At 66.9% G+C, this 26,252-nt stretch carries 24 protein-coding genes; 13 read left to right on the forward strand and 11 right to left on the reverse strand.

What is annotated here, in order from left to right; translation table 11 throughout:
* Nucleotides 1-43: 43 nt before the first annotated feature.
* Genes DC347_RS04970 through DC347_RS04980 form a run of 3 tightly spaced genes read left to right on the forward strand, consistent with a single transcriptional unit; the run spans nt 44 to nt 2,057 of the window.
* Nucleotides 44-688 (forward strand): biotin transporter BioY, encoded by a 645-nt coding sequence (locus DC347_RS04970; RefSeq protein ID WP_109044618.1) that lies wholly within the window; start codon nt 44-46, stop codon nt 686-688.
* Between the two features lie 11 nt (nt 689-699).
* Nucleotides 700-1,437, forward strand: a complete 738-nt coding sequence (locus DC347_RS04975; protein WP_109044619.1) for an energy-coupling factor ABC transporter ATP-binding protein — start codon at nt 700-702, stop codon at nt 1,435-1,437.
* Complete coding sequence (locus DC347_RS04980; protein WP_018761282.1) at nt 1,434-2,057, forward strand: energy-coupling factor transporter transmembrane protein EcfT; 624 nt, start codon at nt 1,434-1,436, stop codon at nt 2,055-2,057. Before DC347_RS04975 ends, DC347_RS04980 begins: the two co-directional genes overlap by 4 nt.
* A 21-nt stretch (nt 2,058-2,078) precedes the next feature.
* Here DC347_RS04980 and DC347_RS04985 read toward each other — a convergent pair whose 3' ends face one another.
* On the reverse strand, nt 2,079-3,263 hold the full coding sequence (locus DC347_RS04985) for a thiolase family protein (protein WP_109044620.1): 1,185 nt from the start codon (nt 3,261-3,263) through the stop codon (nt 2,079-2,081).
* Nucleotides 3,253-4,659 (reverse strand): class I adenylate-forming enzyme family protein, encoded by a 1,407-nt coding sequence (locus tag DC347_RS04990; protein WP_109044621.1) that lies wholly within the window; start codon nt 4,657-4,659, stop codon nt 3,253-3,255. The genes DC347_RS04985 and DC347_RS04990 overlap by 11 nt, the downstream gene beginning before the upstream one ends.
* A gap of 58 nt (nt 4,660-4,717) precedes the next feature.
* On the opposite strand from DC347_RS04990, the gene DC347_RS04995 reads away from it, so the two are divergent.
* Complete coding sequence (locus tag DC347_RS04995; protein ID WP_109044622.1) at nt 4,718-5,599, forward strand: neutral zinc metallopeptidase; 882 nt, start codon at nt 4,718-4,720, stop codon at nt 5,597-5,599.
* Nucleotides 5,600-5,707: 108 nt separating this feature from the next.
* Here the strand turns inward: DC347_RS04995 and DC347_RS05000 are convergent, their stop codons facing one another.
* The 6 genes from DC347_RS05000 to DC347_RS05025 are packed head-to-tail and all read right to left on the reverse strand — an operon-like array spanning nt 5,708 to nt 10,864.
* Nucleotides 5,708-6,040 carry a metal-sulfur cluster assembly factor gene (locus DC347_RS05000; RefSeq protein WP_018761278.1) on the reverse strand — a complete coding sequence of 111 codons (333 nt, stop codon included), beginning with the start codon at nt 6,038-6,040 and terminating at the stop codon, nt 5,708-5,710.
* 12 nt (nt 6,041-6,052) lie between these two features.
* Nucleotides 6,053-6,847, reverse strand: a complete 795-nt coding sequence (sufC, locus tag DC347_RS05005; protein WP_109044623.1) for a Fe-S cluster assembly ATPase SufC — start codon at nt 6,845-6,847, stop codon at nt 6,053-6,055.
* Nucleotides 6,848-6,890: 43 nt separating this feature from the next.
* The gene (locus DC347_RS05010; protein WP_018761276.1) at nt 6,891-7,247 is read right to left on the reverse strand and encodes a non-heme iron oxygenase ferredoxin subunit; all 357 of its coding nucleotides are present in this window, start codon (nt 7,245-7,247) and stop codon (nt 6,891-6,893) included.
* A 19-nt stretch (nt 7,248-7,266) separates the two neighbouring features.
* Nucleotides 7,267-8,508: a Fe-S cluster assembly protein SufD gene (sufD, locus tag DC347_RS05015; protein WP_109044624.1), complete on the reverse strand. Its 1,242-nt coding sequence runs from the start codon at nt 8,506-8,508 to the stop codon at nt 7,267-7,269.
* On the reverse strand, nt 8,508-9,971 hold the full coding sequence (gene sufB, locus DC347_RS05020; protein ID WP_018761274.1) for a Fe-S cluster assembly protein SufB: 1,464 nt from the start codon (nt 9,969-9,971) through the stop codon (nt 8,508-8,510). The genes sufD and sufB overlap by 1 nt, the downstream gene beginning before the upstream one ends.
* On the reverse strand, nt 9,971-10,864 hold the full coding sequence (locus DC347_RS05025) for a crosslink repair DNA glycosylase YcaQ family protein (protein ID WP_347876401.1): 894 nt from the start codon (nt 10,862-10,864) through the stop codon (nt 9,971-9,973). Before DC347_RS05025 ends, sufB begins: the two co-directional genes overlap by 1 nt.
* Before the next feature lie 78 nt (nt 10,865-10,942).
* On the opposite strand from DC347_RS05025, the gene DC347_RS05030 reads away from it, so the two are divergent.
* Genes DC347_RS05030 through DC347_RS05040 form a run of 3 tightly spaced genes read left to right on the forward strand, consistent with a single transcriptional unit; the run spans nt 10,943 to nt 13,627 of the window.
* Nucleotides 10,943-11,911 (forward strand): ABC transporter ATP-binding protein, encoded by a 969-nt coding sequence (locus DC347_RS05030; protein ID WP_109044704.1) that lies wholly within the window; start codon nt 10,943-10,945, stop codon nt 11,909-11,911.
* Nucleotides 11,908-12,675, forward strand: a complete 768-nt coding sequence (locus tag DC347_RS05035; protein ID WP_109044625.1) for an ABC transporter permease — start codon at nt 11,908-11,910, stop codon at nt 12,673-12,675. Before DC347_RS05030 ends, DC347_RS05035 begins: the two co-directional genes overlap by 4 nt.
* A gap of 7 nt (nt 12,676-12,682) precedes the next feature.
* Nucleotides 12,683-13,627 carry a heme A synthase gene (locus DC347_RS05040; RefSeq protein WP_109044626.1) on the forward strand — a complete coding sequence of 315 codons (945 nt, stop codon included), beginning with the start codon at nt 12,683-12,685 and terminating at the stop codon, nt 13,625-13,627.
* 91 nt (nt 13,628-13,718) lie between these two features.
* On the opposite strand, the gene DC347_RS05045 is transcribed toward DC347_RS05040, so the two are convergent.
* Together DC347_RS05045 and DC347_RS05050 are read right to left on the reverse strand one after the other, a co-directional pair.
* A complete protein-coding gene (locus DC347_RS05045; RefSeq protein ID WP_109044627.1) occupies nt 13,719-15,986 on the reverse strand; it encodes a bifunctional SulP family inorganic anion transporter/carbonic anhydrase in 2,268 nt (755 codons plus the stop codon).
* Between the two features lie 219 nt (nt 15,987-16,205).
* Nucleotides 16,206-17,165, reverse strand: a complete 960-nt coding sequence (locus DC347_RS05050) for a heme o synthase (RefSeq protein WP_018761268.1) — start codon at nt 17,163-17,165, stop codon at nt 16,206-16,208.
* Between the two features lie 513 nt (nt 17,166-17,678).
* On the opposite strand from DC347_RS05050, the gene tkt reads away from it, so the two are divergent.
* From tkt to pgl, 6 genes are read left to right on the forward strand one after another with little or no spacing between them, the layout of a single operon-like run.
* Entirely contained in the window at nt 17,679-19,796 is a 2,118-nt protein-coding gene (gene tkt, locus DC347_RS05055) for a transketolase (protein WP_109044628.1), read from the forward strand.
* Nucleotides 19,797-19,821: 25 nt separating this feature from the next.
* Complete coding sequence (gene tal / locus DC347_RS05060) at nt 19,822-20,937, forward strand: transaldolase (RefSeq protein WP_018761266.1); 1,116 nt, start codon at nt 19,822-19,824, stop codon at nt 20,935-20,937.
* A 6-nt stretch (nt 20,938-20,943) separates the two neighbouring features.
* Complete coding sequence (locus DC347_RS05065; RefSeq protein WP_018761265.1) at nt 20,944-22,575, forward strand: glucose-6-phosphate isomerase; 1,632 nt, start codon at nt 20,944-20,946, stop codon at nt 22,573-22,575.
* Between the two features lie 15 nt (nt 22,576-22,590).
* Nucleotides 22,591-24,150, forward strand: coding sequence for a glucose-6-phosphate dehydrogenase (zwf, locus tag DC347_RS05070; RefSeq protein WP_026264452.1), 1,560 nt, complete (start codon nt 22,591-22,593; stop codon nt 24,148-24,150).
* Nucleotides 24,147-25,088, forward strand: a complete 942-nt coding sequence (locus DC347_RS05075; RefSeq protein WP_018761263.1) for a glucose-6-phosphate dehydrogenase assembly protein OpcA — start codon at nt 24,147-24,149, stop codon at nt 25,086-25,088. Before zwf ends, DC347_RS05075 begins: the two co-directional genes overlap by 4 nt.
* Nucleotides 25,078-25,896, forward strand: a complete 819-nt coding sequence (gene pgl, locus DC347_RS05080; protein WP_109044629.1) for a 6-phosphogluconolactonase — start codon at nt 25,078-25,080, stop codon at nt 25,894-25,896. The genes DC347_RS05075 and pgl overlap by 11 nt, the downstream gene beginning before the upstream one ends.
* Here the strand turns inward: pgl and DC347_RS05085 are convergent.
* Nucleotides 25,849-26,244 (reverse strand): RNA polymerase-binding protein RbpA, encoded by a 396-nt coding sequence (locus DC347_RS05085; protein WP_018761261.1) that lies wholly within the window; start codon nt 26,242-26,244, stop codon nt 25,849-25,851. The genes pgl and DC347_RS05085 overlap by 48 nt on opposite strands.
* Nucleotides 26,245-26,252: the final 8 nt, after the last annotated feature.

Here is a 26,252-nt window from a genome sequence, read left to right on the forward strand (position 1 = left end):
GCGGTACATTAGATTCCGCTTGTACAACCCCGACAGGACCGCCATGAGCAACACCCGCACCACTACACCGAACAGCCAACCGACAGGACGCCGCCGCTGGAACGGCACCGACCTGGGGCTTATTGCCGTCTTCGCCGCCCTCGTCGCCGGCGCAGCACTCGTGCCGGGGTTGGCCCTGAACGGTTTTGGCGTCCCCATTACCTTCCAGACCCTCGCCGTGATGCTCACCGGCCTGGTGCTCGGTCCTGCCCGCGGACTTGCCGCCGTCGGGCTCTACACCCTCCTGGGGCTCGCCGGCCTGCCCATCTTCAGCCAGGGCCGCAGCGGCCTGGGCATCCTTGCCGGCCCCTCAGCCGGCTACATCATCGCTTTCCCCATCGCGGCGGGAGTGGTGGGCTGGCTGGCCACCATCATCATCAAACGCACCAGCAAGGCCCGCGCGCTTTGGTTCTTCCTCGCCGCCACGGCCACCAGCGTTGTGGTGGTCCACACCCTGGGCATTTTGGGCATCGCCCTGAACTCGAAGGCAACCCTGGAACAGGCCTTCGTGGGCGACCTTGTCTTCTACCCCGGCGACGTCATCAAGAACATCCTTGCGGCGGCCATCGCCGTCGCGCTGCACCGCGCCTTCCCCGATGTCCTGGTCCGCCGGGTACGGCGGCAGGCCGCCACCCCTGCAACGGCGTAGGACTGCAAGCCATGCCCACCGTGACATTCGACAAGGTAACGGTTGCGGTCCAACAAGAGGATTCCCCGCAGCCCAAGGTCCTCCTTGATGACGTCAACCTCCGGCTGGACGAACCACGGGTGGGCGTCATCGGCGCCAACGGCTCCGGCAAGTCCACGCTGCTGCGGCTGGTCAACGGGCTGGTCCAGCCCACCACGGGCACGGTGGCGGTCGACGGCGACGACACAGAACGTGCCGTGCGGAAAGTCAGGCGGAACGTCGGTTTCGTCTTCACCGACCCTCTCTCCCAGCTGGTGATGCCCACCGGCCGGGAGGACGTGGAGCTGTCACTGCGCCGCTCGGTGAAGAACGGAGCCGAGCGGCGCAGCCGGGCCGAGGCTGCCCTGGCGCGGCTCGGCCTCCTGACGCTGGCAGACCAAAGCATCTACGAACTCTCCGGCGGCGAACGGCAGCTGATGGCCCTCGCCGCCGTCCTGGCCATTGACCCCAAGGTCCTGGTCCTGGACGAACCGTCAACACTGCTGGACCTGCGCAACCGCGAGCTGCTCCGGAGGACCCTGGCGGGCCTGGACCAGCAGATCATCATGTCCACCCACGACCTGGACCTTGCCCTGGAAATGGACCGGGTGCTGGTTATCGAACAGGGGCGCGTGGCCTTCGATGGCGCCCCGGCCGACGCCGTGGCGGCCTACCGTTCCTGGTGCATGGACGGGCTCAACAGGATCAACACCGCAACGGACACGCCATGAGGGGCCACGGATTCCTCCTGGCCAATTACGTGCCGGGGACGTCGTTCCTCCACCGGTCACCGCTGGCGCTGAAGTTCCTTCTCGTGGTTGGGTGCGGCCTGGCATCCTTCGTCATCGTGGACTGGGGCGTCTCTGCTGCGGTCCTGGCAGTTCTTGGCGGACTCTTCCTGGGGGCAGGCGCCGGAGGGAAGAGGCTTTGGGGGGCTGTCCGGCCGCTGGTCCCCGTGCTCCTGGTGGTGGGACTCTTCCAGGCGTGGCAGCTGGGCGCACCCACCGGCGCAAGGATTGTGCTGAACATCCTGGTGTGCGTCGTTGCTGCGTCCCTGCTCACCGCCACCACTCCGGTGCAGCAGCTGCTTGACGGCGTCGTCCGGCTGGCACGCCCCTTCGAAAGGTTCGGTGCCGACCCTGAGCGTTTCGCGCTGACCATCGGCATCATGCTCCGCAGCATTCCGTACATCGCGGGAACATTCGCTGACGTACGGGACTCCGCGCGGGCAAGGGGCCTGGAACGCAATCCGCGGGCCCTGGTCCTGCCGGTGTTCATCACCTCCGTGGCCTACGCACGGCAAACCGGGGAAGCCCTCGCCGCCCGCGGCCTGGGCGAGGCCGAGGACTGACGGGGCACGCTAAAACCCGGCTCAGCAGCCCAGGCGCCGGTACTCCAGGAGCGCGGCCGTTCCCATGCCGCCCGCCATGCTGATCATCGCCATCGCCAAGGTGCCATCGACGCCCGATTTCCGTGCCTGTGCGAACAGCCGGGTCACCAGGACGGCCCCAGAGGCCCCGTAGGCGTGCCCCAGGGCCAAAGCACCGCCATCCAGGTTCACCCCCGCCGGATCGATCCCCAGCTCATCGAGGCATGCGAGCGTTTGCGAGGCGAACGCTTCGTTGAATTCCACGAGGTCCAGGTCCCCGGCCGCGACACCGGCCCCGGCCAGCACCTGCCGGGCCGCGCTCGCGGCACCGATCCCCAGCACCCCCGGAGCAACCCCGGCGGTGTGGGTACCGCGCACCAGCAGCGCGTCCCGGGCGCCCAGTTCGCGTGCACGTTGCAGCGAGGTCATGACGACGGCGGACGCTGCGTCCGCGTCGAAGCACGAGTTCCCGGCGGTGACCGTGCCCCCGGCGACGAAGGCGGCAGGGAACCGCGCCATGATTGCCGGGGTGAGGCCGGCCCGCGGTCCGTCATCGGTGGCGACGGTGCCTCCCGGGGTGGGCAGGGCCACGATTTCGCCCTCAAAGGTCCCGTCCCGCCCTGCTGCAAGGGCTTTCCGGTGGCTGGCCAGCGCAAACGCATCCTGCCGGTCGCGGCCGACACCATATTCCTGCGCCACCGTCTCGGCGGCCACGCCCATGTCCGGATCGCCGAAGCTGTGCGGCACAAACTGGGCGCGATGGTAGAACTCCGGACCGCCGTCGTCGTTCCGGTGCGCCCGCAACGGCGCCGTGCTGGTGCTTTCCACTCCGCCGGCAAGGTACACCTGGTTGCCGCCGCCGGCCACCAGCCGTGCGGCGAGGACGATGGCGTCCAGGCCGGATCCGCACTGCCGGTCCACGGTGAGCCCCGGAACGGTGACCGGCAGCCCGGCTTCCAGGAGGGCAAGACGGGCCACGTTTCCGCCGCCCCCCACAGCATTGCCGATGACGACGTCGTCAACGGCGGACGGCTCCAGGGCGGCCTGGCCGACCAGCTCCCGCAAGACCGGGGCCAGGAGTTCATGGGAGCGCAGGGCCCGCAAAGGTCCGTTGATCCGGCAGACCGGTGTCCGGAGGGCGGCGATGATGACCGGCTGCCGCTCCGCCGGGAGATCCTCAGCCACCAAGGCTGCGCACCCGCGGGTCCCTGGCGTTGATCCATTCCAGCAGCAGGCTGCGGCTGACCTTGCCGCGGTCCGTGGTGGGGAGTTCGGGCAGGACGTAGTACTGCAGCGGCCGTTTGTCCCTGGCCAGGATCTCCTCCAGCCCGGCCCGCAGCTGGGTGGCGGTGATTCCGCCCTGGGACGGGACCACGCCGGCCACCACACGCTGCCCGCGCAGGTCGTCCGGCATGCCGGCAGCCACCGCTGCGGCCACCCCTGGAACGGCGGCCAACGCCAGTTCAACCTCATGCGGGTAGACATTCCGCCCGGCGGTAAGGATCATGTCCGCACGCCGGCCCAGGATGTGCAGCTCCCCGTCCGCCAGATAGCCCTGGTCCCCCACCGTGAACCAGCTCCCGAACGAGCGCAGGGCCTCGCCGTCGTCCCCCCACAAATAGCCGTTGCTGACCATGCCGCTGCGCACGCAGATATTGCCGTAACTGCCCTCCGGCACCCCGGCGCCGGCGTCATCCCGGATGCTGACCTCGACGCCGGGAAAAGGCCGGCCAATGCCGGTCCCACCCGGCGTGCCGGCCTGACCGGCCGCCAGTCCGAGTCCGGAGACGAAGCTGAGCTCGGACGCACCGTAGTACTCGTAGATCGTCGCGTTGGGCGCCCAGCGCCGCGCGGCTTCAAGGGTCCTGGCATCGAGTTTGGAACCGGCACAGATGATGGTCCGGATCCCCGATGCGTCAACGCATCCGGTCATGCCGCGTTCACTGAGCATCCGCAGCATGGTGGGCACCAGCACCAGCCGGGTTACCCGGTCGTGCGTAATAGCCGCATGGACGTCGCCGACGTCGAACGACTCCAGCGTTTGGAACTCGGAGCCGGCATAAAGGCATTCGGCCAGGGCATACAGGTTCAGGCTGGCCGCCAGCGGGCCGGGCGCGAGGGTCACATCATCCTGGCGCAAGCCGAAGAACTCGATGGACGCGTCAAAAGACTGCTGCCACGAGTGCCGGGAGCGGGTAAAAGCCTTGGGCACCGAAGTGGTTCCCGAGGTAAGGCCAATGAGGAATCCGGTGTCCGGCGGCCCGTCGGCCAGGGCGTCGTCCGGGTCCACCTGGGCAGGAACCGCGCACGCCTCAACCCGGCGGACAATGTCCTCCTGCAGGGAGGCGGGCCAGGAGGGGTCGAGGACCGCGCACTGCCGGGTGCCGGCGACCGCCGCAGCGAACCTCACCGCGAAATCCACCGAATTGGCCTCGCAGAGGGTGGTCACCGACTTTGTCTCCGCCACCAGCTCTGCGGCAGCGTCCCGCAGCTCCGCCCAGTCCAGCCGGCGCCCGGCGACCACGACGGCGGTGTGGTGCGGCCGCTGCTCCGCCCAGCGCTGGATCTTGTTCAGGAAAGGCACGGACCAACTTTACCGGCAGGCACGGATTGAGCCTCCGGGCCGCGGGTATTGTGACGTTATGAGTTTCAACGACAACGCGCAGCTGGATCCGTCCCAGGTCCAGGACCGGCGGGGCATGGGCACCGGGGTCAAGGTTGGGGGCGGGATTGGCGGCGGATTGGTGCTGCTCATTGCGCTGCTCTTGGGCATCAACCCCAACCTCCTTGGCGGGTTGACCGACGGCGGGACTGCCGGACAATCCCAGGGCACCGCACCGTCCTGCACCACCGGTGCGGACGCGGATGCCCGCCTCGACTGCCGGATCACCGGTACGGTCAACAGCCTCAACGCCTTTTGGCCCGGCTACCTTAAGAAGTACAACGTGCAGTATCCCCGCCCCGAAGCAGTGATCTTCAGCGGCGGCACCAATACCGCCTGCGGGGCCGCCACCTCGGAGGTGGGTCCGTTCTACTGCCCCACCGATACCACCGCGTACTTCGACCCAGGGTTCTTCCAGGAACTCGTGGACCGGTTTGGCTCCTCCGGCGGCCCGCTGGCGCAGGAATATGTGGTGGCCCACGAGTTTGGCCACCACATCCAAAACCTGCTGGGCGACCTGGGGCGGGCCCAGCAGGACCCCCAGGGACCCGAATCCGGTTCCGTGCGGACCGAGCTTCAGGCTGACTGCTACGCAGGATTGTGGGCCAAGTATGCCTCCAGCACTCCGGACCCGGCCACCGGCCAGCCCTACCTGGAACCGCTCACCCAGCAGGATGTCAACGATGCCCTCTCGGCGGCCGCGTCCGTGGGTGACGACCGGATCCAGAAGGCGGCCACGGGGCGCGTCTCCCCGGAGGGCTGGACGCACGGGTCCAGCGAGGAACGCCAGCGCTGGTTTGCCCGCGGCTACCAGTCCGGGGACATCAAGCAGTGCGACACCTTCAGCGCCGCCACCCTTTAACCGGGCCCACGCCTGGCCCTACGCTACCGAGGGGCGTAGAGGGCCGGTGGGGACGACGACGGCGGGCCACCTTCCCAGGGGAAGGTGGCCCGCCGTCGTCGTACTTATTCAGATGTTGAAGCCGAGGGCCCGCATCTGGTCCTTGCCGTCGTCGGTGATCCGCTCGGGACCCCAGGGCGGCATCCATACCCAGTTCAGGCGCCAGTCGTCCACAACGCCGTCCAGGGCCTGTCCCACCTGCTCCTCGAGAACATCGGTGAGCGGGCAGGCAGCAGTAGTGAGCGTCATGTCGATCAGCAGGGCGCCGTCGTCGTCGGAGTACTTGAGGCCGTACAGCAGACCCAGGTCCACCACGTTGACGCCAAGCTCAGGGTCGATGACGTCCTTGAGCGCCTCTTCGACGTCCTCCAGGGCCGTTCGGCCCGGCTTGATTTCGGTCATGACAAGTCCTTACTAGGCCTGTGCTGCGGCAGCAGCCGCGATGGTGGCTGCACCGGCGCCCGTGGCGTAACGGTCGTAGCCCTCTTCCTCGAGGCGGTCGGCCAGTTCGGGGCCGCCTTCCTCGACGACCTGGCCGTCCACGAACACGTGGACGAAGTCAGGCTTGATGTAGCGCAGGATGCGCGTGTAGTGAGTGATCAGCAGGGTGCCCATGTTGCCTTCGGCGTGGGCGCGGTTGACGCCCTCCGAGACGATCTTGAGGGCATCGACGTCCAGGCCGGAGTCAGTCTCGTCGAGGACGGCGAACTTGGGTTTGAAGAGCTCGAGCTGCAGGATCTCCACGCGCTTCTTCTCGCCGCCGGAGAAGCCTTCGTTGACGTTGCGCTGGGCGAAGTCGGCGTCGATCCGCAGCTTCTCCATCGCGGCCTTGACGTCCTTGGTCCAGGTGCGCAGGGCCGGCGCCTGGCCGTCAATGGCGGTCTTGGCGGTGCGGAGGAAGTTGGTCATGGTGACACCGGGAACCTCGACCGGGTACTGCATGGCCAGGAAGACACCGGCGCGGGCGCGCTCGTCGACGCTCATGGCCAGGACGTCTTCGCCATCCAGCGTGATGGTGCCGCTGGTCACGGTGTAGCGGGGGTGGCCGGCGATGGTGGATGCCAGCGTGGACTTGCCGGAGCCGTTGGGGCCCATGATGGCGTGCGTTTCGCCGGTCCTGATGGTCAGGCTGACGCCTTTCAGGATCTCCTTGGTGCCCTGCTCCGTGTCAATGCTGACGTGCAGGTCCTTGATCTCAAGAGTTGACATGCTCTTCTTTCTTCTTCGTTCGTAAGTCCGGTGCTGCGGGCGCTCAGTAGTTGTTTACTGCCGCGCCGTTCAAAACGTTGGTGACGTCCACGTAGACGTCGTCGCCATCGAGTTCGACGGCAAAGACGGGCACGGGATCGTAGGCGGGGAGCTGGAGGGGCTGGCCGCTGCGCAGGTCGAACTGGGAGCCGTGCCCCCAGCACTCGATGGCGCAGCCTTCCACGTCGCCCTCGGACAGTGAGATGTCCGCGTGCGAGCAGGTGTCGCCGATGGCGTGGATGTCGCCCATCGAGTCCCTGACGACTGCCACAGGATAGCCGTCCACCAGGATGCGCAGCGCCTGCTTGACCTTGATGTCATTGGCGCTGCACACCAGCTCGCCCTTGGGAGTCCCGTTCATGCGTTCGTGCCCGTCCGTCCTAGTAGTCGATTGCGGTGAGTTCGCGTTCCACAGCCTCGGTCAGGCGCTCTTCGAGGGCCGGAACCTTGATCTGCTGGATGATCTCGTTCAGGAAGCCGCGCACCACCAGCCGGCGGGCAACATCCTCGGGGATGCCGCGCGCCATCAGGTAGAACAAGTGCTCGTCGTCGAAGCGGCCGGTGGCACTTGCGTGGCCGGCGCCTTCGATCAGGCCGGTTTCGATCTCGAGGTTCGGAACGGAGTCCGCGCGGCAGCCCTCGGTCAGGACCAGGTTCTGGTTCTTTTCGTAGGAGTCGGTGCCTTCGGCCTGCTTCTGGATGAGGACGTCGCCAACCCAGACCGTGTGCGCACCCTTGCCCTGCAGCGCGCCCTTGTACAGGACGTTGGACTTGCAGTTGGCCACGTTGTGGTCCACGAAGGAGCGGTGCTCGAGGTGCTGGCCCGCGTCGGCGAAGTAGAGGCCCAGGAGCTCGGCCTCGGCGCCTTCACCGGCGAAGCGGACGTTGGAGTTCATCCGCACGATCTTGCCGCCGAGGGAGACGGCAATGTGCTTGTAGACCGCATCCTTGGCGACCTCGGCGTCGTGCTGGGCCAGGTGCTTGGCGTCGTCGCCCCACAGCTGCAGTGAAACGACAGTGAGGTGGGCGCCTTCGCGGACCAGGATCTCCACGTTGCCGTTGTGGTCGGCCGAGCCGTCGTGTTCGATGATCACCACCGCACGGCTGTTCACCCCGGCTTCGATCACATGGTGGGAGTTGGTGCGCAGTCCCGCCCCGTTGCCGGTCAGGACGAGCCGGACCGGGGCGTCCAGTTCGGTGTTGGCCGGGATCGAGATGAACTGGGCCTCTTCCGAGTTGGCGGAGCCGACGACGGCGGCCCGGTCGGCCGGGACCAGGGTGGCACCGCGGGGGGCCTCACCGGCCCGCAGGGTTCCCTGGCGGACAGCCTCGGGCGCTTCGACGGAGACGCCCAGGGCGCCGGCTTCCGCGGCCGTGTCGGAAAGCAGGTTCGCCAGTTCGCGCACCGGAGTGAAGCGCCACTCCTCTTCGCGGCCGTTCGGCAGCGCGAAATCGGCCACTTTGTGGCTGGTGAGGCGCTCGGCGCGGGAGGCCATGACCTGTACGCCATGGCTGTGGTGGCGGTCCACCTTGGAGGCAACCAGGTGTTCGCCCTCCTCGGTGAAACCGGCGATCGACGGTGCGCCGATGCGCGCCTTTTCAGTAGTAGCTTCGGCAGTCATTAACCGACGGATCCTTCCATCTGGAGTTCGATGAGGCGGTTCAGCTCAAGGGCGTATTCCATGGGCAGTTCACGGGCGATCGGCTCAATGAAGCCGCGCACGATCATGGCCATGGCCTCGTCCTCGGGCATGCCGCGGGACATGAGGTAGAACAGCTGCTCCTCGCTGACGCGGGAGACTGTGGCCTCGTGTCCCAGCTGGACATCGTCCTCGCGGATGTCGATGTACGGGTAGGTGTCAGACCGGGAGATGGTGTCCACCAGGAGCGCGTCGCAGCGCACGGTGTTGGCCGAGTGCTTGGCGCCTTCCCGGACCTGTACCAGGCCGCGGTAGGCGGCGCGGCCGCCGCCACGGGCAACGGACTTGGAGATGATGGAGCTCTTGGTGTTCGGCGCGATGTGGACCATCTTCGAACCGGTGTCCTGGTGCTGGCCTTCGCCCGCAAACGCGATGGACAGGGTTTCGCCCTTGGCGTGTTCGCCCACCAGGTAGACGGCCGGGTACTTCATGGTGACCTTGGAGCCGATGTTGCCATCGATCCATTCCATGGTGGCGCCGGCTTCGCAGATGGCGCGCTTGGTCACCAGGTTGTAGACGTTGTTCGACCAGTTCTGGATGGTGGTGTAGCGGACGCGGGCGCCCTTCTTGACGATGATTTCCACCACGGCGGAGTGCAGCGAGTCCGAGGTGTAGATCGGCGCGGTGCAGCCTTCGATGTAGTGGACGTAGGAGTCCTCGTCGGCAATGATCAGCGTGCGCTCGAACTGGCCCATGTTTTCCGTGTTGATGCGGAAGTAGGCCTGCAGCGGGATCTCCACGTGGACGCCCTTGGGCACGTACACGAAGGAGCCGCCGGACCAGACGGCGGTGTTCAGCGAGGCGAACTTGTTGTCGCCCACCGGGATAACCGTGCCGAAGTACTCCTGGAAGATCTCCGGGTGCTCTTTCAGGGCAGTATCGGTGTCCAGGAAGATGACACCCTGCCGTTCAAGGTCCTCACGCAGCTGGTGGTAGACAACCTCGGACTCGTACTGGGCGGCGACACCGGAAACAAGGCGCTGCTTTTCGGCCTCGGGGATGCCCAGCTTGTCGTAGGTGTTCTTGATGTCTTCGGGCAGGTCATCCCAGGTGGCAGCCTGCTTCTCGGTGGACCGTACGAAGTACTTGATGTTGTCGAAGTCGATGCCGGACAGGTCCGCGCCCCAGGTGGGCATGGGCTTGCGGTCGAAGTACTTCAGGCCCTTGAGGCGCAGGTCAAGCATCCATTCCGGCTCGCTCTTCTTAGCCGAAATGTCCCGGACAACCTCTTCGTTGAGCCCACGGCGCGCATTGGCGCCGACATCGTTCTTGTCAGCCCAGCCGTACTCGTAGTTGCCGATGCCGTGCAGCTCGGGATTCTTTTCCAGAATCTCCGAGATCACAGTGTTTTCGGCTACTGCTTTCTCTGATAGTTGGTCCGTCATCACGGCCTTTCTTGCTGATGGTTGATTACTTCGTCCAGGCCGGCGGGGGCTGCGGCCGGCACGGTGGCCGGTTTGGCAGGCAGCCTGCCTGTAGGAATGTGGGTGGTGCAGACGTGGCCGCCGCGGGCCAGGGTGGACAGGCGGCGGACGTCCACTCCGACCAGTCGTGAGAACACTTCGGTTTCGACGTCGCAGAAGACGGGGAAGCGGGCGGCGAGCTGCTGGATGGGGCAGTGCCCCTGGCAGAGCTGCACGCTGGACAGCGCGGCGGGCAGCGGCGCCTTCGCTTCGATGGCGGCGGCGGAAGCCACGAAGTTGTCCCGGCTCAGAGCGGCCGAAAGTGCCGTGGCGCGGTCCCGGATGTCCGGGCCTGCTTCCTCGATTTCGGGTGCGTAGCGCCGCTCCATGTCCGCGAATCGTTCTTCCGCGAAGGCGCGCACCGCGTCCGGGCCGGCAACCTTCTGCAGCTGCTGGAGGGCCAGGGCGGCAATGTCCAGGTAGTCATTGCCCAGGCTCGATTGGCCCTGTGAACTCAGGACGTAGCGGCGGGCGGGACGGCCTGCACCCGCACCGGGCTTCGCCACCCTTTTGACCTCGATGACGCCTGCACGGGAGAGGTGGTCCAGGTGCCGGCGGACAGCCGCCGGGGTGAATCCCAGCATGTCTCCGAGCTCGGCCGCGCTGACGGGTCCGTGTTCCAGGACGGCAGCGAGCACCCGGTCACGGGTACGCTCGTCGGCATCAGCCACGGGAGCCGGCCCCGCCAAGGGCACAGCAGCAGCATTGGTCATGGAATACACAACACAATCATGTCGTAATTTAGTCCACGACTCCAGTAAGGGCAGGCTGACCTTGGGTCCTGCCGGAATGTGACCGCGCGCTTCCCGTGCCACCCGGGAGTGCCGCCCGGCGCCGGACGCGGGAGCCGCAGCAAGGACGGCACTGAATACTACATCCCGTAGAATACTGTGGTGCGATCCCCCAAGTCCCCTGTCCTGTCCATTAATGGGCTCATCAAGGACGTAGGCCCCCTGTCCAACCTGGACGGAAAGATGCTTCGGGTGGTGAGCGGCGTTTCACTCATCGCCGAGCGGGGGGAAGTGACCGCGTTGCTGGGCGCCAACGGTGCCGGCAAGACAACCACCCTCGAATGCGCCCAAGGCCTGCAGAAACGCAGCGGCGGCAGCATCTCGCTGCTGGGCCAGGACCCGGCCGCGGCCGGGTCCGGCCTCCGCGCCCGCGTTGGCGTCATGCTCCAGGATGGCGGGCTCCCGCCGTCGGCAAGGCCACTGCCGCTGCTGCGGCACATCGCCGGCCTCTACGCCGACCCCTGGCCCCTTGAAGACCTGGTGGGCAGGCTGGGCATCGATACCTTCAGCCGGACCAGCGTCCGCAGGCTGTCCGGCGGCCAAAAGCAGCGCCTTGCCCTGGCCGCCGCCCTGATTGGCCGTCCCGAAGTACTGTTCCTCGACGAGCCAAGCGCCGGCCTGGATCCCCAGTCCCGCCAGCTGGTGTTCGAGCTGATTGCCGAACTTCGCGACGGCGGCATGGGCATCATCCTCACGACACACCTGATGGACGATGCCCAGCGCCTTGCCGATTACGTCTACATCATCGACGGCGGCCGCAACGTGGCAGAGGGAACGGTCCAGGAACTGCTGCAGCGCAGCCCGGTGGCGGACCCGGGCGCCGAACACGTTCGGACCCTGGTCTTCGAGGCACCGGCCGGCCTGGACGTGGCCGCCGTGCTGCCCGCCGGCGTCGACGTCTCCGAAGTACGCGCCGGGAGCTACACGGTGACCGGCACCCTGACACCGCGCCATCTGGCCGCCCTGGCGCAGTGGTGGGAAGCGAAGGGCATCATGCCGGCCTCGATGAGCCTTCAGGCGCGTAGCCTTGAAGACGTCTTTTTGGATATCTCGGGAAAGGACATCCGATGAGTGCCGCAGCACTGCAGGAGCACCAGCAGCCCGCTCCCCTGCTTCGCCGTGTGCTGCTGCAGGGCAAGTACGAGGCACTGACGATGCTCCGGAACGGAGAACAGCTGATCCTTGCAGTGGTGCTTCCGCTCCTTGCCCTGGTTGGCCTGACGGTGACCCCGTTCCTGGACGGCATGGGCTCCAGCCGCGTGAACGTGGCGGTCCCCGGCATCCTGGCCCTCTGCGCGATGTCAACCGCCTTCACCGGCCAGGGCATCGCCACCGGGTTTGACCGCCGGTACGGCGTTCTGCGGTTCCTTTCCACCACGCCGCTCGGCCGTGGCGGCCTGATCGCCGGCAAGGTCCTTTCCGTCCTGGCCGTCCTCTGCCTGCAGGTGGTTGTGGTGGGCCTCGTGGCGCTGGCCCTGGGCTGGCAGCCGACGGCGGCCGGCTGGCTTCCCGGCCTGGGACTGCTGGCGCTTGGCGCCGCCGCCTTCACGTCGCTGGGGCTGCTGGTGGCCGGAACGGTGCGGCCGGAAGCGACCCTGGCCGTCACCAACCTGCTGTGGATCCTCCTGGGCGCCATGGGCGGCATCGTCATCCCTGCCGAACGGCTGCCCGCCGCAGCCCAGGCCGTCATCCACTTCCTGCCCTCCGGCGCGCTCGGCGAATCCATGCGCGCCGCTTTCCTGGGCGGGGCCGTCAATGGCGGCGCCGCCCTCATCCTGCTGCTCTGGACCGTCATCGCCGGGGCCGCAGCCATCCGTTGGTTCAAGTGGAATTGAGAAAATCGTGACCACGGCTTCCCGCCTCCCCCAGCTCGCCAGCCGCCTGGCGTCCCGGCTGCCCCGCACCGTGGACTTCCGCGTCCGCCGCCTCGCTGTCGCGTCGCTGATTGGCCAGACACTCCTGGTGGTCACCGGCGGCGCCGTCCGGCTGACGGCGTCCGGACTTGGCTGCCCCACGTGGCCGCGCTGCACTTCCGATTCGCTGGTGAACACCCCGGAAATGGGCATTCACGGTTTCATCGAATTCGGGAACAGGCTCCTGACGTTTGTCCTGGCCGCGATTGCCGTGCTGTTGCTGGTGTACCTGTGGAACCTGCGGAAGGAACGCAAGGACCTCTTCCTGCTGGCCCTGGGCCTGCTGGCCAGCATCCCGGCGCAGGCCGTGATCGGCGGCATCACCGTGCTGACCAACCTCAACCCATGGGTGGTGGGCCTGCACTTCCTGGTGTCCATGGCCCTGGTGGTGTTCTCCACCTTGCTGGTGAACCGCGCTTTCGGCCGGACCGGCCGTTTCCTGGCGGCCCGGCCGGCTGTGCTCCCCGCGGTCCTGCGCCCGGTGACGGCCGCCGTCGCCCTCTTCTCTGCCGTGGCCGTCATGCTTGGCGTGGTGGTGACCGGGGCCGGGCCGCACGCCGGTGACGCCGATGCGCCCCGCAACAACCTCGACTGGGACCTTGTGTCGCACATCCATGCCGTACCCGCCTACCTGGTGACTGCCGGCACGGTGGTGGCCCTCGTCCTGGTGGTGCGCCGGCGGATCACCGGCCCGTTCCGGACCGCCGTGCTGGCCCTCCTCGGAGTCACGGTCCTGCAGGCTGTCATCGGGTTCACGCAGTACTACAACGGCATTCCCGCATTGCTGGTGGCGGCCCATATGCTCGGTGCCGCGTTGCTGATGGCCGCATCGACGAACGCCTGGGATCTCGCCCGCTCGAGCACAGCCACGTAGGTTCAGGCACCGCCACGAAGAAGGCGCCCCGGTCCGTCTATGGACCGGGGCGCCTTTCCTCTATTCGCAGGCCGTGCCGCAGGTGCCCGGACTAACCGGACGCCAAGGCGCCGTCCTGCAGCCTGGACCCGAGCGCCGGGTCGAGGTCCGCTATGCCGTCCGGCGTCACTTCGAGGACCCGCGCGGTGGCAATGTCGTAGAACAGGCCGGTTGCCTGGACCTGCCCGCCGGCCAGGGCCGGCCCCGCGTGCGGATGGTTGTGGAGCTTGCCCAGCTGCACGGCGACGTTGACCATCGCCAACTGGTCCACCGTGCTGTACCCGGCGGCGGCGGCCTGCCTCCCCACCGGGTGGCCCGCCAGCAGTTCGGCATGGCTTTGCCGGGCGTGCCCCAGCCAACGCCCGAACGCCGGGCCCAGGGAAGCGTGGTCCGCGCCGTCCGCCTCGGCGATCAGCGCCTTCATGGCGCCACAGTTTGAATGCCCGCAGATTACCAGCGACTTCACGCCCAGGCCCGTGACGGCGAAGGACAGGGCCGAGTCGATCGAGGAATCCTGGCCGTGGTTGCACACAACGTTGCCGATGTTCCGCAGGGTGAGCAGATCGCCCGGACCACTGCTGGTGATCAGGTTGGGGTTGACGCGCGAGTCAACGCAGGCCACGAACAGGCTGTCCGGGTTCTGCACTTCGGCCAGGTCGTGCACCAGGGGACGCACCTGGTCCGCGAACCGGCGGTGATACTTGTTGATTCCCTGCAGCAGGGATTCCTTCCGGGGTGGCAGCGGCAGCTCGCTGGCTTCTCCGCGGCGGGGCGATTGGTGGGCCGCGTCCCGGAACAGGGTGTTCCCGTGCTCTTCGAGGTTCACGGTGCCGCCTGTGGCCTGGTGCTGGACCTGCCAGGCCAGCAGGGCTTCGCGGAACGAATGGTCTACGTAGTCCCCATTCAGCTCCACCACGACGTCCACGGCGGCGGGGATTGACTGCAGCGTCCCGTTCAGCCGCGGCAGGGCGAAGAAGCTGCAGGATCCGGCAACGGTCACCCGCCAGGGCGACGACGCGGCGGCGGGCGGGTGGGCCTGGATCGGGGCGCGCAGGACCCGCCACAGCACGCACGCGGCGGCCAGGGCGAGCCCGATCATGACGCCCTCCAACAGGTTCAGGAAGACGACGCAGCCAAGGGTCACGGCGTAGATCAGGAGGTCACCGGTCCGCAGGCTGGTGCGGATATCGGCCACCTTGATCAGGCGTGCACCGATGACCACCAGCAGGCCGGCGAGGACGGCCAGGGGGATGAGCTGGATCAGTCCGGCGAAGAGCGCCGAGAAGGCGAGGACCCAGATGCCATGCAGCACGGCGGACGTGCGGGTGGCCGCGCCGGCTTCCACGTTGGTGGCGCTGCGGACGATCACACCCGTGACGGGAAGGCCGCCCAGTGATCCGGAGACGATGTTTGCGGCGCCTTGGCCGACGAGTTCCTTGTTGAGGTTGGTTCGCGGTCCGGTGTGCATTTTGTCCACTGCAACCGCGGAAAGGAGGGATTCGATGCTCGCGATCAGGGCCATGGTCAGGACTGCGAAAGCGAACGCCCGCCAGTTTCCGTCGGGAAGCTGCGGCAGGGCGATCGCGTCGAAGATCGAACCGTCGAGGGAGATGCGTTCCACCCCCGGGGCAAAGGCGACCGCCAACGCGGTACCGGCGGCAACTGCTGCCAGCGGGCCGGGCACCCGGCGGACAATGGCGGGAAGGAACCGCCAACACAGCAGGATCACGATGACCGCCAGGCCCAGCAGGGCGGCATGCAGTTCCAGGTTGATAATGGCGGCGGGCAGTCCTGCGAGGTTCTCAAGCGCAGAGCCTGCGGGCCGCGATCCCAGCAGCACGTGCAGCTGCTGCAGGATGATGGTGACGCCGATGCCGGCGAGCATGGCTTTGACCACCACGGGGGAAACGGCCAGGGCTGCCCGGCCGACACGGCTGATGCCCAGCAGCAGCTGCACGACGCCGGCGGCAACGGTGATGGCGCACGTCACCTGCCAGCCGAACTCCTGCACCAGGCCGGCCACGACGACGGTCAGCCCGGCGGCGGGACCACTCACCTGAAGCGGCGAGCCGCCAAGGCTGCCGGCCACGATGCCGCCGATGGCGGCGGCGATCAATCCCGCCATGATCGGGGCACCGGATGCGGCCGCAATGCCAAGCGAGAGCGGGAGCGCGACGAGGAACACCACCAGTGAAGCGGGAATGTCGGCACCGAGATGGGAGGCAAACCCGGGGATGCCGGGTTTTTTCCGGAGCGGATTCCAGTTTCCACCCGGTGGGCTGTGGCTGGGAGCGGGGACGGCTGTGGGACGGGCTTCCATGGGCTCTTTCCTTTGCTTGCGGGAAGGGTCCGGTCCACCGTAAGCAGCTGGTCATGTTCAATGACAGTTAACGTGACAGATATGACAAAGATGTCATATTGTTCGCCAAGGCAACGAATCAGTGGCTTACCCCACGCTTGCCGCCCAACAAGGCTCAACAACAAAAAGCGGCCCCCACCGTGAGGTGGGGGCCGCCGACAGGTTGGTGCGGCGTTTCAGCTAGCCGCCTGCCACCGCCCGGCCAATGAAGGGATCGACGGCGAGGGCGATAAAGAGCAGGGTCAGGTAGCTGATGGAGCCGTGGAACACCTTCATGGCCCGCTTGTCGGGGATGTCCTCCCGCTGCGCACGCGCATACAGGGCATGGGATTCATAAAGGAACCATGCGCCCGCCAGGACGGCGGTGGCCGTGTAGACCCAACCGGCACCGCCTGCGGGAATCATCAGCAGCGAGCAGGCGACCATGGCCCAGGCATAGAGGACAACCTGGACGGAAACCACCTTGGCGCCGGCGATGGCGCCGAGCATCGGGACATTGGCGTTGCGGTAGTCCTCGCCGTAGCGCATGGACAGCGGCCAGTAGTGCGGCGGTGTCCACAGGAAGATCACCATGAAGAGGATGACCGCCGGCCACTCCACCGAATTGGTCACCGCAGCCCAGGCAATCAGGACCGGGAAGCACCCTGCCGCGCCGCCCCACACAATGTTCTGTGCGGTACGGCGCTTCAGGATCATGGTGTAGACCACCACGTAGAAGAAGATGGCGCCCAGGCCGAGCCAGGCTGACAGCGGGTTGGCACCAAACCAGAGGATCACGATCGCCGCCGCGCCCAGCAGCCACGAGAAGACCAGCGCTTCGCGGGGCGTGACTTCGCCCGTCACAAGCGGCCGGTTTTCGGTGCGGTGCATCAGCTTGTCGATATCCCGGTCGATGTAGCAGTTGAATGCCCCGGCACTTCCGGCGGCGAAGGCGCCCCCCACCAGGGTGGCAAGGATCAGGCCGATGGGCGGAAAGCCCCGCTCGGCGTAGATCATGGTGGGCAGGGTGCTCACCAGGAGCAGTTCGATCACGCGGGGCTTGGTGAGGGCGAGATACGCCTTTGCCTTGCGGGCATACCCGGCGCCGGAGGCCCGGGATGCGTTTAGCGGCGTATCTGTTGTGCTCACGGTGGCAGTCACCCGTTCTGTGTGGCAGTTGAGGCTGGCTGTGCAGCTCCGGTCGTGCGGCCCCGCCCCGGGCATGGCACGACGAAAAGAAATTGCCATGTGCCTGCATCTGTCGGGAGACTCCGGCTGCAGTGGTGCCCACCGGTGTTGGCCTCCGAATATCATACCGTGCCGGCACCCCCGCCCGGGGCCTGCCATATGCGTAGTTGATCGCTCGCAGGCCCATTCGAGCAGATTAACTCAGCCTTCCGCCGGAGCCTTTCACAAAAGGGGAAATTGCGTCCAAAACGTGAGATTCGGGCCGCCCGGACTATGGATAAGAGCTAAGCTGTCACCAGATCAGCACGCAGCAAGTAAGCGGTGGAAAACGCATTCCCACTTGCTGTTCGTGACTGAATGCAAAGATCAACGTTTCGATGGTGAACGGCTGGTACACACCAAAGCGGCGCCACAGAGCGCGCCCTTAGCCGGATCCGGTGTACCACTGCCACCAGCACAGAGAGGGGCCCGGTTTTCGTGCCACATTTGGAAGAGCAAGAACTGTCATGGACCAGCCTGGACCAGCGCGCCGTGGATACCATCCGCGTGCTGGCAGCGGATGCCGTAGAAAAGGTGGGCAACGGCCACCCGGGTACGGCGATGAGCCTTGCCCCGGCCGCGTACCTTCTTTTCCAGAAGCTGATGCGCCACGATCCGCGTGATCCGCACTGGCTGGGCCGCGACCGCTTCATCCTGTCCCCCGGCCACACCTCCCTCACGCTCTACATCCAGCTGTTCCTTTCCGGCTATGGGCTGGAACTGAAGGACCTGGAAGCGCTCCGCACATGGGGTTCACTCACCCCGGGCCACCCTGAGTACAAGCACACGGCCGGCGTGGAAATCACTACCGGCCCGCTGGGCCAGGGTTTGGCGTCCTCCGTGGGCTTTGCTTACTCGCAGCGCCGCCAGCGCGGTCTTTTTGACGCCGACGCTCCCGCGGGCGAATCGCCGTTCGACCACACCATCTGGGTTATCGCCTCCGACGGCGACCTCCAGGAAGGCGTGACCTCCGAGGCATCCTCGCTTGCCGGCCACCAGGAGCTTGGCAACCTCGTGGTGATCTACGACGAGAACCACATTTCCATCGAGGACGACACCGACATCGCGTTCACCGAGGATGTCCTGAAGCGCTACGAGGCCTACGGCTGGCACACCCAGCGCGTGGACTGGACCCGCACGGGCGAATACAAGGAAGACGTCCAGGAGCTCTACTCGGCCCTGCTCGCCGCGAAGGCCGAAACCTCCAAGCCGTCAATCATCTCGCTGCGCACCGTCATCGGCTACCCGGCACCCAAGAAGCAGAACACCGGCAAGATCCACGGCTCGGCCCTGGGCGCCGAGGAAGTCGCCGCGCTGAAGGAAGTCCTGGGCTTCGACCCCGCCAAGTCCTTCGACGTGGACCAGGAAGTGCTCGAACACGCCCGTGCGGTGGTTGAACGCGGCGCTGCCGAACACAAAGAGTGGGAAGAGTCGTTCAACGCCTGGCAGGCAGCCAACCCGGAAGGGGCAGCACTGCTGCAGCGCATCGAAGCCCGCGAACTTCCCGAGGGCATCGACGACGCCCTGCCGGTGTTCCCCGCAGGCAAGGACGTTTCCACCCGCGCGGCGTCCGGCAAGGTCCTCAATGCGCTGGGCCCGGTCATGCCCGAACTCTGGGGCGGCTCCGCCGACCTCGCCGAGTCCAACAACACCACCATCGAGGGCTCGCCGTCCTTCGTGCCGGCCTCCAAGCAGACCGACGCGTGGTCCGGCAACCCGTACGGCCGGGTGCTGCACTTCGGCATCCGCGAGCACGCTGCCGCGTCGATCGTCAACGGCATCAGCCTGGCAGGAAACACCCGGGCGTTCTCGGGCACCTTCCTGATCTTCAGCGACTACCAGCGGCCCGCCATCCGCCTCGGCGCACTGATGGGTGTGCCGTCCCTGTACGTCTGGACGCACGACTCCATCGGCCTGGGCGAGGACGGCCCCACCCACCAGCCGGTGGAACAGCTGGCCTCACTGCGCGCCATCGTGGGACTGGACGTGGTCCGCCCCGGCGACGCCAACGAGGTTGCTGCCGCCTGGAAAACCATGCTGGAAAACCATGCCAACCCCGCAGGCATCGTCCTGACCCGCCAGAACATCCCCACGTGGGAACGCGGTGCGGGCGACGCCGACGGCGACACCTTCGGTTCCACCGCCGGGGTTGCGAAGGGCGGCTACGTCCTGGCCGAGGCTTCGAAAGACGGCGCCACGGTACCTGCCGACGTGATCCTCATTGCCACCGGTTCCGAGGTCCAGTTGGCCGTCCAGGCACGCGAAGCGCTGCAGGCCGACGGTATCGCCGCCCGCGTCGTCTCCATGCCGTGCGTCGAGTGGTTCAAGAAGCAGGATGCCGCCTACCGCGAATCCGTCCTGCCGGCCGCCGTCAAGGCACGCGTCTCGGTTGAAGCCGGACTGGCCTTGGGCTGGCGGGAATTCGTCGGCGACGCCGGCCGTTCCATCAGCCTCGAGCACTACGGCGCTTCCGCCGACTACAAGCGCCTTTTCCAGGAATTCGGCATCACGGCAGAAGCAGTTGCTGCCGCCGCCAAGGACTCCCTCTCCAGCCTCCAGGGCTAAACCTCATCTTTTAGGAGATACAGAAATGACTACTCCCACCCAGCAGCTCTCCGACGCCGGAGTCTCCATCTGGCTCGACGACCTCTCCCGCGGACGCCTGGAAACCGGCACCCTCCGCAAGCTCATTGAAGAGAAGAACGTGGTTGGCGTGACCACCAACCCGTCCATCTTCCACGCAGCCATCACCTCCGGCACGGACTACGACGCCATCATTGCCGGCAAGGCAGCAGAGGGCGCCAGCGTGGAAGACACGATCTTCGAGATCACCACCACCGACGTCGCCGACGCCTGCGACCTCTTCGCCCCGGTGGCCGCAGCCACCAAGGGCGTCGACGGCCGCGTGTCCATCGAAGTCGACCCCCGCCTGGCCTGGGACACCGCAGGCACCATCGCCGAGGCCAAGCACCTCTACCAGCGGGTCAACAAGGACAACGTCCACATCAAGATCCCGGCAACCCTGGAAGGCCTCGAGGCCATCACCGCCACCCTGGCCGAGGGCATCAGCGTCAACGTAACGCTGATCTTCTCCCTGGAGCGTTACCGCGCGGTCATCAACGCCTTCCAGTCCGGCCTGGAGCAGGCCAAGGAGAACGGCCACGACCTCGCGAAGATCCACTCCGTGGCCTCGTTCTTTGTCTCCCGGGTGGACACCGAGATCGACAAGCGCCTGGACAAGATCGGCACCGACGAAGCCAAGGCACTGAAGGGGAAGGCCGGCGTTGCCAACGCCCGCCTTGCCTACCAGGTCTACGAGGAACTCTTCTCGACTGAGCGGTGGGCACTGCTCGCCGGGGCCGGGGCACTCCCCCAGCGTCCGCTGTGGGCCTCCACCGGCGTGAAGGACCCGGCGTACCCCGACACCCTCTACGTCACCGAACTTGTCGCTCCCGGCGTCGTCAACACCATGCCGGAGAAGACCCTGGACGCCACCTTCGACCACGGCGTGGTCACCGGTGATACGGTCACCGGCACGTACGCCGAGGCGAACGCCACCCTCGACGCCCTGGAAAAGCTCGGCATCTCCTACAACGATGTCGTCGCCCTGCTCGAAACCGAAGGCCTGGACAAGTTCGTGGCCAGCTGGAAAGAACTGCTGGCCGACGTCGAAGGTGCCCTCGCCTCTGCACGGAAGGCCTCCTAACACACAATGAGCACACTCAGCTTCGACGCCACCGGCGCTGCCCAGCAAGCCCTGGACCAGCACCTTCCCGCCCTGGTAAATGACCGGATCGCCACCCGGATCTTCGCGAAGGACCACACCCTGTGGGGTCCTGATGCGGAGTCGGAGTCGGCCATCCGCCTCGGCTGGGTGGAGGCGGCCACCGTTTCACAATCCTTGGTCAAGGACATCCTGGAACTCCGCGACGCCCTGCGCGCCGAAGGCGTCACCCGGATCGTGCTTTGCGGCATGGGCGGATCCTCGCTGGCCCCCGAGGTTATCGCAGGCACGGCCGGCGTCGAGCTGACGGTGCTGGACAGCACGGACCCCGACCAGGTCCGTGCTGCCCTTGAAGACCGGCTGGCCGAGACCGCAATCGTGGTCTCCTCCAAGTCCGGTTCCACCCTGGAAACCGACTCACAGCGCCGCATCTTCGAGCAGGCCTTCACCGAGGCCGGCCTGGACGCCAAGAGCCGGATCATCATCGTGACCGATCCCGGTTCCCCGCTGGACAAGTCGTCCCGCGAAACCGGCTACCGCGCGGTGTTCAACGCCGATCCGAACGTCGGCGGACGCTACTCGGCGCTGACGGCGTTCGGACTGGTGCCCTCAGGCCTGGCCGGGGTTGATATCCAGGCCTTCCTGGATGAGGCCGAGGAAGCCGCCGAGGTCCTCAATGACGACGCCCCCGAAAACATCGGCCTCGCCCTGGGCGCCGCCCTCGGCGGTACCAGCCCGCTGCGGAACAAGATCGTCATTGCCGAGGACGGCTCCGGCATCGTAGGCTTCGCCGACTGGGCCGAGCAGCTCATCGCTGAATCGACGGGCAAGCTGGGGACGGGCATCCTGCCTGTCGTGGCGGGTCCCAACGCGCCCGAGGTGACCTCCGGCGCGCCGGACGTCCTGGTGGTGCGGCTGGTAGCCGCGGATGCCGACGTCGAACTCGGAGACAACCAGGTGGCCATCGCAGGAGGCCTCGCCACCCAGATGATGGTGTGGGAGTTCGCCACCGCCGTTGCGGGCCGGCTGCTGGGCATCAACCCCTTCGACCAGCCTGACGTGGAAGCCGCCAAGGTGGCTGCCCGGGGGCTGCTGGATGCCCAGCCGGAGCCGACCCCTGCCGCTTTCGTGGACGGTGCCATCGAGGTCCGGGGCGGCGACTGGCTCGGCGGCGCCACCACCGCCGCCGAAGCCGTCAAAGCACTCCTTGGCACGCTCGCTGCCGACAGCTACCTGAGCGTCCAGGCGTACTTCGACCGCCTGGCCTTTTCAGGCCTTGAAGGAATCCGTGACGAGCTCGCCGCGGCTTCCGGCCGGCCGGTGACGTTCGGCTGGGGCCCGCGCTTCCTGCACTCCACCGGGCAGTTCCACAAGGGCGGCCCCGCGATCGGCGTCTTCCTGCAGGTCACCGCTGCTGCGGCCGAGGACCTCGCGATCCCGGACCGGCCGTTCAGCTTCGGCGAGCTCATTGCCGCCCAGGCTGCAGGCGACGCCCAGGTCCTGGGCCAGCACGGCCGGCCCGTGCTGCGCCTCCACCTCACCGACCGTGCCGCCGGTGTGGCGCAGCTGCAGGACCTTGTCGCAGCGCTGTCCACCCGCGCATCCGCAACCGAGAGCTAAGGCGCAGAAGCAACCATGCCAGAAACTGAATACGGCAGGAAGGGCGCGGGCCGCGGGCGTAATCCGTTGCGCGACCCGCGTGACCGCCGTTTGAACCGGATTGCCGGTCCTTCGTCGCTTGTCCTCTTCGGGGTGACAGGCGACCTTGCCCGGAAGAAGCTCATGCCGGCGGTGTATGACCTCGCCAACCGCGGGTTGTTGCCTCCCAGCTTTGCGCTGGTGGGATTCGCCCGCCGTGAGTGGGACAAGGAGGACTTCGCCGCCGAGGTGAAGGCCTCCGTGCAGGAGCACGCGCGCACACCGTTCGATGAGGCGGTCTGGAACCAGCTGTCCGAGGGCATCCGGTTTGTCCAGGGCGAGTTCGACGACGACGCCGCGTTCGAGCGCCTCGGCGAGACGATCAAGGAGCTCGACGACGTCCGCGGCACCCGCGGGAACCACGCGTTCTACCTGTCGATCCCGCCCAAGGCGTTCGAGCAGGTGTGCCGGCAGCTCTCCAAGCACGGCCTGGCGCAGGCTGACGGGGACAAGTGGCGGCGGGTGGTGATCGAGAAACCGTTCGGCCATGACCTGGAATCGGCGCGGCAGCTTAACGACATTGTCGAGTCCGTCTTCCCGCCGGACGCCGTGTTCCGGATCGATCACTACCTGGGCAAGGAGACAGTCCAGAACATCCTGGCACTGCGTTTCGCGAACCAGCTGTTCGAACCGCTGTGGAACGCCAACTACGTGGACCATGTCCAGATCACCATGGCCGAGGACATCGGCACCGGTGGCCGGGCCGGGTATTACGACGGCGTGGGTGCGGCCCGCGACGTCATCCAGAACCACCTCCTCCAGTTGCTGGCACTGACGGCTATGGAGGAACCGATCTCCTTCAACGCCGATGACCTGCGGGCGGAGAAGGAAAAGGTCCTCGCCGCGGTCAAGCTCCCGGACGATCTCTCCACGCACTCCGCGCGCGGCCAGTTCACCGGTGGATGGCAGGGCGGCGAGCAGGTCCAGGGCTATCTGGAAGAGGAAGGCATCCCCGCCGACTCCACCACGGAGACCTATGCGGCGATCCGGGTGGACATCCACACCCGCCGCTGGTCCGGGGTTCCGTTCTACCTGCGTGCGGGCAAGCGCCTGGGCCGCCGCGTCACCGAGATTGCCGTGGTCTTCAAACGAGCCCCGAATTTGCTCTTCCGCGACCATGGCGAGGACGACTTCGGGCAGAACGCCGTGGTGATCCGGGTCCAGCCCGACGAGGGCGTAACCATCCGGTTCGGTTCCAAGGTCCCCGGCACCCAGATGGAAGTCCGTGACGTGACCATGGACTTCGGCTACGGGCACTCGTTCACCGAATCGAGCCCCGAAGCGTACGAGCGGCTGATCCTGGACGTTCTGCTTGGTGAGCCGCCGTTGTTCCCGCGCCATCAGGAAGTGGAGCTGTCCTGGAAGATCCTGGACCCGTTCGAGGAATACTGGGCCACCCTGGCCGAACAGCCCGAACCCTATGCCCCCGGCTCCTGGGGCCCGGCCAGCGCCGATGAGCTGCTGGCCCGCGACGGACGAACCTGGAGAAGGCCATGATCGTAAACCTGCCCGATACCACCACCTCGAAGGTATCCAAGAAGCTCATGTCCCTGCGCGAGCAGGGCGGGGTGATCGCCCTGGGTCGGGTCCTCACCCTCGTGGTGGTGACCAAGTCCGGGCTTGAGGAAGAAGCCATTGAGGCCGCAAATGACGCCAGCCGGGAACACCCCTGCCGGATCATCGTCCTGGCCGACGCCGGAAAGGACGCCGAGGACCGGCTCGACGCGCAGATCCGCGTGGGCGGGGATGCCGGCGCATCCGAGGTCATCGTGCTCCGCGGCTATGGCCAGCTCGCGCACGAGTCCGAATCCCTGGTGGCCGCCCTGCTGCTCCCGGACGCCCCGATCGTGGCCTGGTGGCCGCACGGGGCACCCGAGAACGCGTGCGAGACTTCCATCGGCGCGATCGCGCACCGCAGGATCACAGACTCTGCCAACGAACCGGACCCGCAGGCGGCACTGGAACGGATCCACCACACCTACAAAGCCGGTGACACCGACCTCGCCTGGACCCGGCTGACCAACTGGCGGATCCAGCTGGCCGCGGCACTGGACGAAGTCGATTCCTCCCCCGTCACCGCGGTCGCGGTCGAAGGCGCCTCGGACTCACCGTCCACCATCCTGCTCGCGGCGTGGCTCACGCTGACCCTGGACGCACCCGTGACCATCGTCGCGGACCCGGCCGGGACAGGGATCCGCCGCGTCCGCCTCAGCCGGCCCGGCGGCGACGTGCAGCTCTTCCGCCCCGGACTCTCGGTCGCAGAACTCACCCAGCCCGGCCAACCCGCCCAACGGATCACCCTCCCCCGACGCAGCCTCCGCGACTGCCTGGCCGAGGAGCTCCGCCGGCTTGACCCGGACGAAGTGTTTGGCGAAGTGATTACTATTGGACTGCCACGTACCAATCTAAGGAGCGTCCGACCCAGTGAGCGTTGACCCCAGAGTAAGCATCCATCCTGATTCGTCCGTCCTCATGGCCGCCATCGCGGCCCGCCTGATCACCAAGCTCGTTGATGTCCAGGACAAGTACGGCGAAGCCACAGTGGTGCTCACCGGGGGGACCGTGGGGATCGGTACGCTGAAGGCAGTGGCCGATTCCCCGGCGGCTCCCGCCGTCGATTGGTCCAAGGTCAACTTTTGGTGGGGTGACGAACGTTTCGTTGGTACCGCGGACCCGGACCGGAACACCAAGCAGGCGTTCGATGCCCTGCTCTCACACATTCCCGTGGACCCGGAACGGGTCCACTCCCCGGGCTCCGCGGACGACTTCGGTACCGCAGAGGAGGCGGCCGAAGACTATGCGCGGCAACTCCGGGAAGCGGCAGCAGCCGAACATGCAGCGGACATGTCCGATGACCGCCCGGATGAGCCGTCAGCGTTGCCGCGCCTTGACGTGGTACTCCTGGGCGTCGGCCCCGACGCCCACATCGCGTCCTTGTTTCCTGAGCAAGCCGGCATCAGGGAAAAGAACCTCACAGTGGTGGGCGTCCGCAACTCGCCCAAGCCCCCGCCGCTGCGCATTTCACTGACTCTGCCAGCCATTAATACGGCGTCAGAAGTCTGGATGGTGGTGGCCGGAGAGGACAAGGCCGGGGCGGTAGGGCTTGCCCTTGCCGGCGCCAACCCGGTCCAGGTACCTGCCGCCGGACCGCGCGGTACGTCCCGTACCCTGTGGCTGATCGACGAGAACGCCGCCTCACGTGTCCCGCAGCAACTCGTCCGAAAAGACGCCGCGGGCGCGTAGCTTTTCCAGCGCTCCGGCCAGGACGTCTTCCGCGTCCCGGTCGGAGCGCCGCTCTTTAACGTATTCCAGGTGGCTTTTGTATCCGTCGTCGAACGGATCAGCCAAGGCGGCCGCCTGGCCGTCACGGGAGGCGGGACCCCCGCAGCGGCGGCAGTCCCAGGTCACGGGAATCTGGTCCTCGGGGAGCTTAAGGAAGACTGGCTGGGTCTCGTGTCCCTTCGCGCACCAGTAGGACACCCGGATGCGAGGGAGGGGCTGGGCGGAAGAATCGGTGGACTGCAGGCTCGATCCGGACCCTGCCGTCACCCCGGCGCGGGTCCCCCGAAAGCCCGATGCTGGATGGACCATGACATCTC

The sequence above is a fragment of the Pseudarthrobacter sp. AG30 genome (assembly GCF_003116525.1).
GTDB lineage: Bacteria > Actinomycetota > Actinomycetes > Actinomycetales > Micrococcaceae > Arthrobacter.

Excerpts from the sequence above, each read along its gene's own strand:
- DC347_RS05000 (WP_018761278.1), bottom strand. The coding sequence starts at position 6,040 with ATGACCGAAATCAAGCCGGGCCGAACGGCCCTGGAGGACGTCGAAGAG.
- DC347_RS04980 (WP_018761282.1), top strand. The coding sequence starts at position 1,434 with ATGAGGGGCCACGGATTCCTCCTGGCCAATTACGTGCCGGGGACGTCG.
- DC347_RS05075 (WP_018761263.1), top strand. The coding sequence starts at position 24,147 with ATGATCGTAAACCTGCCCGATACCACCACCTCGAAGGTATCCAAGAAG.
- tal (WP_018761266.1), top strand. The coding sequence starts at position 19,822 with ATGACTACTCCCACCCAGCAGCTCTCCGACGCCGGAGTCTCCATCTGG.
- sufC (WP_109044623.1), bottom strand. The coding sequence starts at position 6,847 with ATGTCAACTCTTGAGATCAAGGACCTGCACGTCAGCATTGACACGGAG.
- zwf (WP_026264452.1), top strand. The coding sequence starts at position 22,591 with ATGCCAGAAACTGAATACGGCAGGAAGGGCGCGGGCCGCGGGCGTAAT.
- DC347_RS05045 (WP_109044627.1), bottom strand. The coding sequence starts at position 15,986 with ATGGAAGCCCGTCCCACAGCCGTCCCCGCTCCCAGCCACAGCCCACCG.
- sufB (WP_018761274.1), bottom strand. The coding sequence starts at position 9,971 with ATGACGGACCAACTATCAGAGAAAGCAGTAGCCGAAAACACTGTGATC.
- DC347_RS05035 (WP_109044625.1), top strand. The coding sequence starts at position 11,908 with ATGAGTGCCGCAGCACTGCAGGAGCACCAGCAGCCCGCTCCCCTGCTT.
- DC347_RS04995 (WP_109044622.1), top strand. The coding sequence starts at position 4,718 with ATGAGTTTCAACGACAACGCGCAGCTGGATCCGTCCCAGGTCCAGGAC.
- DC347_RS05085 (WP_018761261.1), bottom strand. The coding sequence starts at position 26,244 with ATGGTCCATCCAGCATCGGGCTTTCGGGGGACCCGCGCCGGGGTGACG.
- DC347_RS04975 (WP_109044619.1), top strand. The coding sequence starts at position 700 with ATGCCCACCGTGACATTCGACAAGGTAACGGTTGCGGTCCAACAAGAG.
- sufD (WP_109044624.1), bottom strand. The coding sequence starts at position 8,508 with ATGACTGCCGAAGCTACTACTGAAAAGGCGCGCATCGGCGCACCGTCG.
- DC347_RS04970 (WP_109044618.1), top strand. The coding sequence starts at position 44 with ATGAGCAACACCCGCACCACTACACCGAACAGCCAACCGACAGGACGC.
- DC347_RS05010 (WP_018761276.1), bottom strand. The coding sequence starts at position 7,247 with ATGAACGGGACTCCCAAGGGCGAGCTGGTGTGCAGCGCCAATGACATC.
- DC347_RS05065 (WP_018761265.1), top strand. The coding sequence starts at position 20,944 with ATGAGCACACTCAGCTTCGACGCCACCGGCGCTGCCCAGCAAGCCCTG.